The sequence below is a fragment of the Amycolatopsis thermophila genome, from assembly GCF_030814215.1.
Taxonomy (GTDB): domain Bacteria; phylum Actinomycetota; class Actinomycetes; order Mycobacteriales; family Pseudonocardiaceae; genus Amycolatopsis_E; species Amycolatopsis_E thermophila.
Genome location: NZ_JAUSUT010000001.1, coordinates 6,871,694 through 6,884,005 on the forward strand (window position 1 = coordinate 6,871,694; position 12,312 = coordinate 6,884,005).

General features: G+C 69.9%; 12 protein-coding genes. 7 read left to right on the forward strand and 5 right to left on the reverse strand.

Annotated features, from left to right (window positions below):
* Positions 1 to 43 precede the first annotated feature (43 nt).
* From FB470_RS33625 to FB470_RS33650, 6 genes are all read left to right on the forward strand, one after another.
* Entirely contained in the window at positions 44 to 841 is a 798-nt protein-coding gene (locus FB470_RS33625; RefSeq protein WP_306998203.1) for an enoyl-CoA hydratase/isomerase family protein, read from the forward strand.
* Positions 838 to 1,269 (forward strand): hypothetical protein, encoded by a 432-nt coding sequence (locus FB470_RS33630; RefSeq protein ID WP_306998205.1) that lies wholly within the window; start codon positions 838 to 840, stop codon positions 1,267 to 1,269. The genes FB470_RS33625 and FB470_RS33630 overlap by 4 nt, the downstream gene beginning before the upstream one ends.
* Before the next feature lie 115 nt (positions 1,270 to 1,384).
* Entirely contained in the window at positions 1,385 to 1,873 is a 489-nt protein-coding gene (locus FB470_RS33635) for a DoxX family protein (RefSeq protein ID WP_306998206.1), read from the forward strand.
* 161 nt (positions 1,874 to 2,034) lie between these two features.
* Positions 2,035 to 3,234 carry an NAD(P)/FAD-dependent oxidoreductase gene (locus FB470_RS33640; protein ID WP_306998208.1) on the forward strand — a complete coding sequence of 400 codons (1,200 nt, stop codon included), beginning with the start codon at positions 2,035 to 2,037 and terminating at the stop codon, positions 3,232 to 3,234.
* Positions 3,235 to 3,796: 562 nt separating this feature from the next.
* On the forward strand, positions 3,797 to 4,642 hold the full coding sequence (locus FB470_RS33645; protein WP_306998209.1) for a mycofactocin-coupled SDR family oxidoreductase: 846 nt from the start codon (positions 3,797 to 3,799) through the stop codon (positions 4,640 to 4,642).
* A gap of 597 nt (positions 4,643 to 5,239) precedes the next feature.
* A complete protein-coding gene (locus tag FB470_RS33650; protein ID WP_306998210.1) occupies positions 5,240 to 5,506 on the forward strand; it encodes a hypothetical protein in 267 nt (88 codons plus the stop codon).
* Positions 5,507 to 5,586: 80 nt separating this feature from the next.
* Here the strand turns inward: FB470_RS33650 and FB470_RS33655 are convergent, their stop codons facing one another.
* Entirely contained in the window at positions 5,587 to 6,903 is a 1,317-nt protein-coding gene (locus FB470_RS33655) for an MFS transporter (protein ID WP_306998212.1), read from the reverse strand.
* Between the two features lie 45 nt (positions 6,904 to 6,948).
* Positions 6,949 to 7,344: a MarR family winged helix-turn-helix transcriptional regulator gene (locus tag FB470_RS33660; RefSeq protein WP_306998213.1), complete on the reverse strand. Its 396-nt coding sequence runs from the start codon at positions 7,342 to 7,344 to the stop codon at positions 6,949 to 6,951.
* 130 nt (positions 7,345 to 7,474) lie between these two features.
* Between FB470_RS33660 and FB470_RS33665 the strand changes: the two genes are divergently transcribed.
* Positions 7,475 to 7,921, forward strand: a complete 447-nt coding sequence (locus FB470_RS33665) for a MarR family winged helix-turn-helix transcriptional regulator (protein WP_306998215.1) — start codon at positions 7,475 to 7,477, stop codon at positions 7,919 to 7,921.
* 295 nt (positions 7,922 to 8,216) lie between these two features.
* On the opposite strand, the gene FB470_RS33670 is transcribed toward FB470_RS33665, so the two are convergent.
* From FB470_RS33670 to FB470_RS33680, 3 genes are all read right to left on the reverse strand, one after another.
* Positions 8,217 to 8,372, reverse strand: a complete 156-nt coding sequence (locus tag FB470_RS33670) for a TetR family transcriptional regulator (RefSeq protein ID WP_306998218.1) — start codon at positions 8,370 to 8,372, stop codon at positions 8,217 to 8,219.
* Positions 8,373 to 8,692: 320 nt separating this feature from the next.
* Entirely contained in the window at positions 8,693 to 10,078 is a 1,386-nt protein-coding gene (locus FB470_RS33675) for an MFS transporter (protein ID WP_306998220.1), read from the reverse strand.
* Between the two features lie 39 nt (positions 10,079 to 10,117).
* A complete protein-coding gene (locus tag FB470_RS33680; protein ID WP_306998221.1) occupies positions 10,118 to 12,262 on the reverse strand; it encodes an acetate--CoA ligase family protein in 2,145 nt (714 codons plus the stop codon).
* Between the last annotated feature and the right edge of the window lie 50 nt (positions 12,263 to 12,312).

The window sequence follows — 12,312 nt, forward strand, 5'->3', positions numbered from 1 at the left end:
TGTACACTTATACAGTGATTGAACTGACCGTCAGGGAGGGCCAATGCTGGACGAAGCCGACCACCTGCTGACCGAGCGCGTGGACGACACCCTGGTCGTCACCCTGAACCGGCCGGCTCGCCGCAACGCGCTGACGGTCGCGCTCGTCACCGCGCTCGGCGACGTGATCGAGACCGCTCCCGCCAGGGCGGCGCGGGCAATCGTGATCACCGGCGCCCCGCCGGTCTTCTGCGCGGGTGGCGACCTCACGGATCTCTCGGCGGTGGCCGATGAGGGCGCACTGGCGGTGAGCGAGTCCATCTACGGCCGGTTCCACCGGCTGGTGTCGGCGATCTCGGAGTCCCCGGTCCCGGTGATCGCGGCGGTGAACGGGGCCGCGCTCGGCGCGGGGCTCGACCTCGCGGCCGTGTGCGACTTCCGCATCGCCGCGTCCTCGGCCCAGTTCGCCAGCTCCTGGATCAACGTCGGACTCGTTCCCGGCATGGGCGGGGCGCAGTGGCTCACGCGCCTCACCGGCGGCGCCCGTGCGACCGAACTGGTGCTCACCGGCCGCACGATCGACGCGGTCACCGCGGAGCGGTGGAACCTCGTGCACGAGGTGGCCGAGCCGCACGAGCTCATGGCCCGCGCGTTCGAGCTCGGCAAGCAGCTGGCGGCGTTGCCGCCGGTCGCGCTGGCCCGCAGCAAGGCAGCGCTGCGGCGCACCATCGCCGATGGGCTCGGCCAAGAGCTGGCCACACTGGGTGCGGTGCAAGGGACGCTGCTCACCGGGCCCGAGTTCGCCGAGCGGGCGGCCAGGTTCCGCAAGGGCGGCCGCGCTCACGGCACGAGCGCGAAATGACCGCCGAGACCGTCGAGCGGCGGACGCCGTGGCCCCCCAGCGCCTACCGCACATTGCTCGGCTGGGAGGTCGAATGGCGGGACGGGCAGCCGTGGCTGCGCACGGGCAACGGCGTCGTCGGCGCGTCCGTGCCCGCCTACCTCGGCCCACTGGTGGTGAGGGCGCTCAGCGGGTGTGATCAGCCCGCACCGGCTCTGGAGCTGACCCGCGAACGGCGCTGGGTGTTCCTCGCCGACCCGAACGACGACGTACCGGGGTGTCACGTCCCGCCGTCCACCATGGAGGTGCTGAGCTGCCCGGCGTCGATCCCCTTGCCCGCGGCGGGCACCGTGGATAGGCCGAGTCGCTGGGTGACGCCACCGGATCCCCGGAACCGGTGGCTGCCCACCCTCGCGGCCATCACCGCCATCGCGAGCCGTTACCGCTGACCGCGGGTCGAGCGCATCGCGACGTCCGATATGGGCATCTGGACCAGACACGCAAGGCAACCGGGAGGAGAACGCTGTGCGCAGCAAGAGACGTGACGGAGCGGCCGGAAGGGAGGTGGCCCGCCTGCTCCTGCGTGGAGTGGTCGGCGGAACGATGATCGCCCACGGGCTCAAGCACGGCCGCGGTCTGGAAGGCACGGCAGGCTGGTTCGGTTCGATCGGCTTCCGCCGGCCCATGGTGCAGGCGGTGGCCAGCGCGGTGGTCGAGACCGGCGCAGGCGCGGCGTTGCTCGCCGGAGCGGGCACGCCGCTCGCAGCAGCCGCTGTGGTCGGCACCATGGGTGTCGCGGCGAAGACCGTGCACGCTCCCAACGGGTTCTTCATCACCGCCGAAGGCTACGAATACGTTCTGAACCTCGCCGCGGCCTCGGTGGCGTTGGCCGGGCTCGGACCCGGCCGGTTCAGCGTCGATCGCGCGCTGGGACTCGACCGGAAGCTGCGCGGTGGCCTGGTCGCCGCAGCGGCCGCAGGGCTGGGGCTGGCGAGCGCCGCCGGACAGCTCGCGGCGTTCTGGCGCCCGCCCCAACCGAAGCCGGTCTCCTGAATCGCGGCATGGTGGGGACAGGCGCATCAGGTCCGCTCCGTCCGGGAAGTCGGCGCGCCGGAACCGTCCACGAACTGCCTGTCACCTGGTAACCCGGAAAGGGGCGTCATGAAAATCGAAGTGGACCAGGAAAAATGCGTCGGCGCGGGTCGACACGAGCGATGAAGACTCCGGAGAGTGTAGTGATCGCCGGCGCCTCGGTGGCCGGGCTCTCGGTCGCGGAAACGCTGCGTCGCGAGGGATTCACCGGCCGCATCACGATGATCGGCGAGGAAAAGCACCTCCCGTACGACCGGCCGCCGCTGTCGAAGGAGATCCTGTCGGGCAAATGGCCGCGTGAACGGGCATCGCTGCGCGAACCGTCCGCGATCGACGCGCTGGGCCTGGACCTGCGCCTCGGCGTGCGCGCGACCGGGCTGGATGACCAGGCACGCCGGGTCCGGTTGTCCGACGAGACCGCAGTGGACTACGACGAGCTGGTCATCGCCACCGGCGCCCGTGCGCGGTGCTTACCGGGAGCCGAGGGAATTGCCGGGGTGCACGTCCTGCGCACGCTCGACGACGCCCTGGCGCTCCGGGTGCAGCTGCAGACGTCCAAGCGCCTGGTCGTCGTCGGAGCCGGCTTCCTCGGCGCGGAGGCCGCCTCCGTCGCCACGCTCGGGGGTACGGAAGCGACACTGGTGTCGGACATCCCGGCTCCGCTCGCCGACGTGCTCGGGCCGGAGCTCGGCTCGATGCTGGTGGACGTGCACATGGCGCACGGGGTGAAGATCCTCGCGGGGACCGGGGTGCGGGAACTCCGAGTCGACGGCGGCCGCACCCGGGGAGTACGACTGGCCGACGGCAGGGACGTCCACGCCGACGCGGTGCTTGTGGCGATCGGGTCGGTGCCCAATGTGGACTGGCTGGCCGGCAGTGGGGTCGGAACCGGGAACGGTGTGGTGTGCGACCGGTACTGCCAGGCCGCGCCGGGCGTCTGGGCCGCGGGGGACGTGGCTTCCTGGGAGCACATCGGCTTCGGCGAGCGGCTGCGCATCGAACACCGGACCAACGCGGTCGAACAGGGCATGGCCGTGGCCCGGAACATCCTCGCCGGTGACGAACGCAAGCCCTTCACGCCGATCCCCTACATCTGGTCCGATCAGTACGATCTGAAGATCCAGATCTACGGGCTCTCCCGTGGGGCGGAGGGCTTCGCGGTGACCGAGGGCGGCATTGACGAGCGTTCGCTGCTGGCGCTCTACAACAGAAACGGCGTGGTGCGTGCGGCGGTCGGTGTCAACAAGATCCGTGCCACGCACCAGGCCAGGGCACTGATCGCGAAGAACACGCCCTGGACCGAAGTCGTCCGAAGCCGCTGATCACGCCGACTCGGCCGCCGTGCACGCGGGCAGGTGCCCGGCTAGCCGTGCCCGAGAGGGAATCGTCAGCCGTGGGCCCCTCGCGATCTTTCCCCGCGCCGACGTGGCGCCCGTCGTCGCGGACCCACTACACCTGGTCGGCACAGATCTCCGGGGCCGTGTCACCCCTGCGGCACCCGCATCAATAACGCATACTCAATTATCCCAACCCCGGCGTCAGAAAGACACTGTGAGCGAGAACCGGACTGGTGTGGACATCACGTGGGACGCGGATTCAAAACCGGCCGAATTCCGGCAACGCGATCAGCCAGGCCGCCATCGAGGCGGTACTGCGCCCGCGCACATGAAGCGCCGCCACAGATAAACGTAAATCTCAACAAGCGCACATGTCGTGCGTCCGCACCTGTCGGCCACTCGTCGAAGGTGCGGACCTCGCGCGGTGCGCGCAACCCGCGAGTAGTCGCGAGACTCGGTGCGATCGGACCACTAGCAACAGAGTGCACTTTGTGATAGCCATGAATGCGGGTTTTTTTCACCACGGGCGAGAAGGAGAAGGGGTCACATGGCCGGACGGGTCGAAGGCAAGGTCGCGTTCATCACCGGAGCCGCACGGGGACAAGGCAGGTCGCACGCCGTGCGCCTGGCGGCGGAAGGCGCCGACATCGTCGCCGTGGACATCTGCGCCCAGATCGACGGTGTGCCTTACCCGCTGGCCACCGAAGCCGATCTCGCCAAGACCGTCCGCCAGGTCGAGGAACTCGGCCGGCGCATCGTCGCCGTACAGGCCGACGTCCGCGACACCGCATCCCTGGCGGCCGCCGTCACGGAAGGACTCGCCGAGCTGGGACACATCGACATCGTCTGCGCCAACGCCGGGATCACCGGCCCCATCGGCGAGCCCATCTCCGACGTCAACGAACGCGTCCGCCTCTTCGAGCAGGTCGTCGACATCAACCTCACCGGCGTGTACCGCACCATCGAACTCACCAAGCAACCTCTCATCGACAACGGCCCCGGCGGCTCGGTGATCATCACCAGCTCACTGGCCGGCCTGCGCGCGCTCGGCGCCGGAGGCGGATACACCGAAGCCAAACACGGCCTGGTCGGCATGGTCCGCGCCTACGCCCACGAACTGGCCCCGCACCACATCCGCGTCAACAGCATCCACCCGTCCAACGTACGGACACCGATGATCGTCAACGACGCCACCGTCCGCGCCTTCCGCCCCGACCTGAAGAACCCGACCCTGGACGAAGCCGCGGCAGCACTGCAAACCCTCAACCTGATGCCGGTCCCCTACCTCGAACCGGAAGACATCAGCAACGCTGTACTCTTCCTCGCCTCCGACGAGTCCCGCTACATCACCGGGATCGCTCTACCCGTCGACGCCGGCGGTGCCATCAAATGACCGGCGGCGTTCGGCGCTGGCAAACTGCTCTACGGCAGTGACTACTGCTGGGCCCCGCCGCCCCTGGTCGACGTGCAACTGGGGAGCATCGACGGGGCACGACAGCCTCCAGGCAGCGCGCAGGGACATGACTCCACTCCATGTGGGCCGCCGGTGCCGCCTTCGTTCCACGAGCTCCTCATTATTCCACTGTGGACACATGCTTCCCGTTGGCACAGCACCAAGAAGGGGCTCGGACGGTGCGCACCGCGACCGGGGCACCGGTCAATCCGCGCAATGTGTGGCGGTCTTGATGCGTCCCGAACCGGCCGCGACGGGAGGCTTGAGTGGCAGCAGCGTGGAGCTGTCACAGCTGCGGCACGGGGAGCTCGACCTTGCCCTGGTCCACCTTCCCGTGCCGTTCCCGGTGTCGCGTCGCCGGGGCTGGCCCGGTACCGCTATTCGATCGCCTCGGCCGGCGGCGCCGGGTTGCCGGAGGGCCGTCCGCTGCGCTTCTCGGACCTGCGCGGACGCAGCCTGTTGACCTCTCCACTGAGGATGCAGCCGGAACCGATGTGCAGACTGCTCGACGCTCTGCACTGCAGCGGGGTCGAGTCCGTGACAGAGATCGATCTCCGCGTGGTCACCGTCGAGGGAAGGTCGGCTCGCAGCGGGGAGCTCATCCTCACCGCACTCGGGGACGACCTGCCCTCTGCCCGCTTCCTGGACCTGCAGCGCATCCGCACGGAGCCGCTCGCCGATGACGAGATCCGCTTCGAGATCGGCTCGGCCTGGCACGCCCGCGATGCCGTGCACCGCACGCTGATCGAGGCCATCGTCCTCGACGTGATCCCGGTTGGCCGCGATCTGCCCTTCCTGGGCTGAGCCCGCCCGGCCCCGCATGGAAACGGCGTCGTCCGGCGGGTTCTGGCCTGCCGGACGACGCCGTGGTCGGAGAGCCCGATTCAGGATGCCGGATGCGCCTGGTGCCGGGCGTGCTCGTGGTGCAACTCGTCGTCGATCGCGCCCGGCGCGCCGCCGAATTCGTCGGCCACCTCGCCCGCGATCTCCTCTTCGGTGGGCTCGGCGCTCTCGTCCCCCGTGGCCATTTTCTTGTCCGCCGCACTGAGCTGACGGTGCCCGGTGGCGAGCGCGACAATGCCCAGGACGACCGCGACCGCGCCGACCACGAACGGAACGTGGATGTTCCAGGCATCGACCATCTTGCCCGCTACGAACGGGGCGAGCCCGCCACCGATGAAGCGCACGAACCCGTACGCGGCGGACGCGACCGGCCGTTCGACCGGAGACACGAGCATGACGGCCTGGGTGGTCAGCGTGTTGTTGATGCCCACCACGATCCCCGAGGCGACCACGCACACGATCACGAGCCACCTGTTGCCGGTGAAGAACCCGATCAGCACCAGCAGGACCGCGAAGAACCCGAGCGCGCCGTACAGCGACGGCGCGGTGCCGAACCGGTTCTGCAGCCGCGGCGCGCCGAACACGGCGAAGATCGCGACGAGCAGGCCCCAGCCGAAGAACACGAACCCGAGCTGGATGGCGTTCAGCTTCATCGGGTAGGGCGCGTAGCCGAGCATGGTGAAGAAGCCCCAGTTGTAGAGCAGGGCGGTGAGGCTCATGACCAGCAGGCTGCGGTGCCGCAGGGCGAGCAGCGGCGCGGCGATCGAGGTCTTGTGCGCCGGCTTCGGGGTCTTGTCGAGCAGGGTCACCGTCGCGAGCAGGGCGATGGCCATCAGGACGGCGACCCCGAAGAACGGACCGCGCCAGCTGATGTCCCCCAGCAGGCCGCCGAGCAGCGGCCCGGCCGCGATGCCCAGGCCGAGCGCGGCTTCGTACAGCACGATCGCGCCGGCGAACCCGCCCGTCGCCGACGCGACGATGACCGCCAGCGAAGTGGCGATGAACAACGCGTTGCCCAGCCCCCAGCCGGCTCGGAAGCCGACGATGCCGCCGATCGAATCCGAGAATCCGGCCGCCGCGGAGAACACCACGATCAGCACGAGCCCTGCGATAAGTGTCCACTTCGGACCGATCCGGCTCGACACCCACCCGGTACCGAGCATGGCCACGGCCGTCACCACCAGATAGCTGGTGAACAGCAGGCTGACCTGACTCGGGCTGGCGTGCAACTGCTCGGAAAGCGCGGGCAGGATCGGGTCGACGAGCCCGATGCCCATGAAACTGACGACACAGGCGAAGGCGACGGCGAAGACGGCTTTCGGCTGTTTGAAGATACTGGTGCCCTGAGCTGAGCTCATCTGGCGTCCTCCGGTTGGGGGGTCGGGACCGGCGCAGCTCGCCGATCAGACGGTTGAGCGCGGGCATCGCCGCCGCGATGGCGCGCAGATCTTTCCCGGACAACCCGGCGACGCTCGGGCCAGGCGGGCCGCGCGTTCAGTGCGCCGGCAGTCCACCAGCCGGGCGCCGGCTGGGGTGGCGCTGAGCACGACCGCGCGCTTGTCGGCCGAGTCGCGTTCGCGCCGCACCAGCTCTTGACCGCACAGGCGCGCGACCAACGCGCTCGTGGCCGGCCGGCTGAGGCAGGCGTACGTGGCCAGGTCAGGTCCCACGCGGGCCAGGCGTCCGAAGACGGCGGCCGCGGTCGGGCTCAGCTCGCCGTGCTGCCCGCGCACGCAGAGCAGGAGGTCAGCGACAACGTCGTCGAGCTCCTCGGAGACCTGCAGGGCGCTGTTCCTCACGCTATAGTTGTACATGCTAACTATGTAGTTTCGGAACCGAGAGTGGAGAAAGTCACCTTCTTGCCCGAAAAGATCGGTTGTGTTGATCAGTTCTTCGGCTAGCTACATCCACCCGTGATACAAATGGTCCGTGGACGACATCGCGGACGCGCTCGACGAGATGGCCCGCCTGGTCGTGCATCACCTCGCTGACCGAGAAGGTTTGTCCGTGACGGCCACAACCTGTCTGGCACGCCTCCACCGCGAGGGCGCACTCCGGCTCACGGCACTGGCCGCGGCGGAGCGCGTCAGCCAGCCCTCGATGAGTCAGCTCGTGCAACGCCTGCAACGGCAGGGCTACGTGACCCGGGTCGACGACCCCAGCGACGGGCGCGCCTCACTCGTGACCCTCACCGACTCGGGCCGCGCGCTCCTCGAGGACCGGCGCCAAAGACGTCACGAGCGGCTCGCCGAACTACTCGGCGCACTGCCCGAGTCCGACAAGACGGCGCTCCGGCTCTCGATGCACGTCACCCTGCCACTGATGCGCAAACTGGCCGCCGTCGCTCAGGAGGACCGGACGATCGGCGGCAGGTAAGGCACTTCGGAGGGTGACCGAAGCGTTCCACGGCAACCTGGGTGCCCGGTGACGGCCCTGAACGGCCATCGGACAGCGCTGCCGACCTTGCCAGCCGGCTGGTGCAGCGGGGAGTCAATACACCGCCACGGATGGTGCGGCTGCCACGGCGAGCGGAGACGGGACATGCCGACGGCCCGGATTCTCGGTCTGCGGACGTCTCCGGTCGCCGAGGGACAGCTGCGGTTCCAGATCGGCCTGGCCTGGCAAAGCACATCCGACGGCAGTTCCGTCCGTTCGGTACCGCTGTTGAGCATCAGGCCGCAGTGGCCCGGGTTCTCGATCGCAAGGGCGTTCGCAACCGCGCGAAGTCGAACCGCAACAGGCCGCGCACGACCTCGGCGCGGCCGGCGAAATGCTGGTAGATGCTGACCGGTGCGATCCCCACCGCGCGAGCGATGTCGCGGACCACGGCGCGTCCTCGTCCTCGATACTCGACAACAACCGGCTGGCGGCCTGCAGGATCTCCGTCCGCAACTGCTCGCCCTCACCCCACCGGTTGCGAGCGCGCGGGCGCGGCATTCACGTGATCCTTCATCGGCCGATCCTCGCCCGCCGCCGCAAGCCACCCGCTCCGACGCCAGCGCGCCGCCCAGCACCGCACGCGGGCCAGAAACGAAACCTGACTCGATCACCACCAGGTCCGGTCGTGGCGCGTGGTAGGCGAACCTCGTCTTGCGGGTCGCCGCCGGCGCCGACGACCACGCCCTTCACCTCATTGCCATTGCTGTCCTACCCGACCGAGATCTCGGCGAGTGATCGGTCCTTCGTGCGCGGGCCCAGCGCGACGGACACGGTCGCGACCACCATCGTCGCGATGATCGTCCACATCGCCCAGTGCGCGCCGGCGGCGGAGAGCACCGGCAGGACCACGAACGGCGCCACCGCGCCCCCGAGGTGTCCCACTCCGTCACCGATCGCGGCGGCCGTGCCGCGGGCCTGGGTCGGGAAGATCTCGGCGGTGTAGGTGAACGCCGGAGGCACCATGATGCCGATGGCGAAGGTGAACAGCAGGTTCGCCACCACCAGCACCGCAGCTCCCGATCCGGCGACCAGCAGCAGGTAGCTCGCCAGTGTCATGCCCGCGGAGAGCACGATGATCGTGCGCCGTTCGACGCGCTCGATGGCACCGAAGAGCAGCAGGCAGGACAAGATCCCGGAGATCCGGCCGATGACGGTGAGCCAGAGGGCCTGCGTCGGCTGCGCGCCGAGTCCCTCCAGCAGCAGCGGCTGGTAGGCGCTGAACCCGTAGAACCCGACGTAGAAGAAGAACCAGAAACCGGTGATCAGCGCGACCCGGCCCAGCATCGGGCGCCGCAGCAGCTCCGCCAGCGGCGTGCGGACGTCCTGGACGGGCTCCGCCGCCGTGATCGGCCCCTCCGGCGGCAGCTGCGCGTGCCGGTAGGAGCGCGCCGCCAGACGCTCGGTGATCCGCTCGGCCCGGTCGAGATGACCGCGTGCCGCGAGCCAGCGGGGTGATTCCGGGATGACGCGGTCGTTCAGCAGGAACAGCACGACCAGGACCACGCCGCCGAAGGCGATGAGGATCCGCCAGCCGCCCGGTCCGAGGTCGAGCACCGGCAGCGACCCGAACCCGATCAGCGTGAGCAGGACCGCCTGCATCAGGTAGATCGTCGTCAGGTACCGGCCGCGGCGGTTCTTCGGCGCCAGCTCCCCGACGTAGGCCGAGGCGAGCGCCAGCACCGCGCCCATACCGCACCCGCACAGGAACCGGAACACCGTGAAGGACCACAGGTCCCAGGACAGGGCGGTCAGGAACCCGCTCAGCCCGAGCATGACGACCGTGCCCCGCAGGCCGGCCAGGCGTCCCCGCCGGTCGGCGAGGTGGCCCAGGGCGTACGCCCCGATCGCGTACCCGACCAGGTTGGCGGTCACCGGCCAGGACAGGTCGGTGACCGCCAGCCCCAGTGCCTTCGAGATCGACGGGAACGTGATCGTGACGACGCTGATGTCGTAGTTGGCGAACAGGTAGGTCAGCAGGAGGCCGAACGTCGCCAGCGCGCTCTGCCCGACGCGGGGTGCGTCGTCGAGCAGCTGGTTGATGCGGGCCCTCCGTCGGGAATCCGCGTCCGGCGCATGGGTGGGAACGGTGGACACAGTGCGCTCCTTACATCGTTGTAGGGGGTGCGGGAGGGGTCAGTCGTTCCATACGACCAGTGCGTCGAGCGCTTCGATGCCGTCCGCCGCGACACGCAGCGGGTTCACCTCCAGCGCGGCGAGGTCCGGACCGAGGCGCCGGGCGGTGTCGCCGATGCGCCAGACGACGTCCGCGAGCCGGTCGACGTCGATCGGGGCGCTGCCGCGGGCGCCCTGCAGCAGGGGCGCGGCCTTCAGGTCCAGGATGGCGTCGCGGACGGTGTCCCGGTCGGCGGGCAACGCGATCCTGCGTACGTCCCGCAGCGTCTCGGTCCACACACCGCCCATGCCGACCGCCAGCACCGCACCCCAGTCCGGATCCCGCACGACGCCGACGAGGAACTCCAGCCCGCCCTCGCGCATCGGGCTCACCAACACACCGTCCAGAGACGCGCCGGGAACCGCGGCCGCGACGTGCGTGAGCAGCGCGTCGACGTGCGCGGGCACGTCCGCCGCCGCCACGCCGAGCACGACGCCGCCGACATCGGACTTGTGGGCGATGTCGGGCGAGACGATCTTCAGCGCGTACCGGTCGGCCGAGCCCGCGACCAGTCCCGCCGCGGTCGCACCGTCGGGAACGACGGTCGCCGGAACCACCGGCACACCCTCGCGTTCGAGCAGTGCGCGGCTGCGGGATTCCGACCAGGTGCCGGTGGCAGGGCCGAGACCGGTGATGTCGAGCGGCCGGGCGTCGGCTGTGGTGTCCAGCAGGTGCACACGCGCGTGGCGGGCGAGCAGGGACACAGCGGTCAGCACGCGGTCGAGTCCCCAGGCGACGGCGGGCATCGGGTGTTCCCGCCTGAGGCGCAGGGTCGTGTCGGAATAGGCGCGCACCGTCGTGCTCACCAGCAGGGCCGGGACGGGCGAGTTCGCCGCGGCCGTCAGCAGGCCGGCGAGCATGCCGTCCTCGGGGGTGGCCGCCATGTGGTCGGCTTCGGTGATGGCGATGGACACGTCGATGTTCGGGTCGGCGGACACCAGCGCGAGCCCCTGGCCGAACAGCTCGCGGTCGGCGACCGCGGCGCCGGTGACGTCGAGCGGGTTCTGGGCGGTGCCGTAGGAAGGCAGCACCTCGGCGAGCCCGGCGGCCGTCGCGGGTGTGATCTGCGGCAGCTCGAGCCCGAGCGACTCTGCCAGGTCCCCGGCGATGTCTCCCGCGCCGCCCGAGATGGAGGTGACACCCACTCGGTTGCCCCGGATCGGGCCGACCCTCGTGAAGATGTCGGCCGTGGCGAGGAGATCCTCGAGCGTGTCGACGCGGACCACGCCTGCGGCGGTGAGCGCGGCGTCGATCACGGCGTCGTCACCGACGAGCGAACCGGTGTGCGCCATGGCGCTGCGCGCGGCAGCTTCGCTCCGGCCGGCCTTCAGCACCACGACGAGCTTGCCCGCCGCGTGCGCGCGCAGACAGGCCGCCCGGAAGTCGTCGGGTCGACGGATCGTCTCGAGGAACACCCCGATGGCAGCGGTCCCCGGATCGTCGACCAGGTAGTCGATCACGTCACCCGCTGTGACGTCGACCTCGTTGCCCGTGCTGACCACGACGCTGACCCCGACGTCGAACTGGCGTGCCAAGGTGGACAGTTGGCCGCCCAGGTTGCCGCTCTGCGAGACGATTCCCACCGAGCCGGGGCGCAGCGGTGCCTCCTGGCCCATCGGGGTGAGACCGATTCCGGCGCGAACATTGGCGAAACCGAGGTTGTTCGGTCCCAGGACGGCCATGCCGGTCCTGCTCGCGAGCTCGCCGATCGCGTTCTGCAGCGCAAGCCCCTCCGAACCGACCTCGGCGAAACCGGAGCTGAGCACCTCCGCCGCCGGAACGCCCAGGGAAGCGGCCTCCTCCAGCACCCCGTACACCCTGGCCGCGGGCACCATCACGTACACGAGATCGGGTGTCCGGGGCAGGCTGGACAGGCTGACGGCCAGTTCGTGCCCGTGTGCCGTGCCGCCTCGGGGGTTGACGTAGAAGACCTCGCCATCGAAGCCGTAGGCGCGCAACGCGTGCTCGACCAGGCCCGACCACGCGTTCCGGTCACTCGCGCCCACCAGCGCCACCGACCGCGGCTCGAACAGCGGGCTCAGCCGGTGCCTGCCGCCCGGCCTCCCGCCGCTGTCCGCCGGTGCCTGGTCCATCGTCGTGGTCACGCGTTCACTCCCTTGCGTCCGTGGTGTGCACGGAAAACGCTAATCAGCGG

Bases quoted from the DNA above. Each gene is read 5' to 3' on its own strand.
- FB470_RS33625 (WP_306998203.1), top strand. From the start codon at position 44: ATGCTGGACGAAGCCGACCACCTGCTGACCGAGCGCGTGGACGACACC.
- FB470_RS33630 (WP_306998205.1), top strand. From the start codon at position 838: ATGACCGCCGAGACCGTCGAGCGGCGGACGCCGTGGCCCCCCAGCGCC.
- FB470_RS33640 (WP_306998208.1), top strand. From the start codon at position 2,035: ATGAAGACTCCGGAGAGTGTAGTGATCGCCGGCGCCTCGGTGGCCGGG.
- FB470_RS33645 (WP_306998209.1), top strand. From the start codon at position 3,797: ATGGCCGGACGGGTCGAAGGCAAGGTCGCGTTCATCACCGGAGCCGCA.
- FB470_RS33655 (WP_306998212.1), bottom strand. From the start codon at position 6,903: ATGAGCTCAGCTCAGGGCACCAGTATCTTCAAACAGCCGAAAGCCGTC.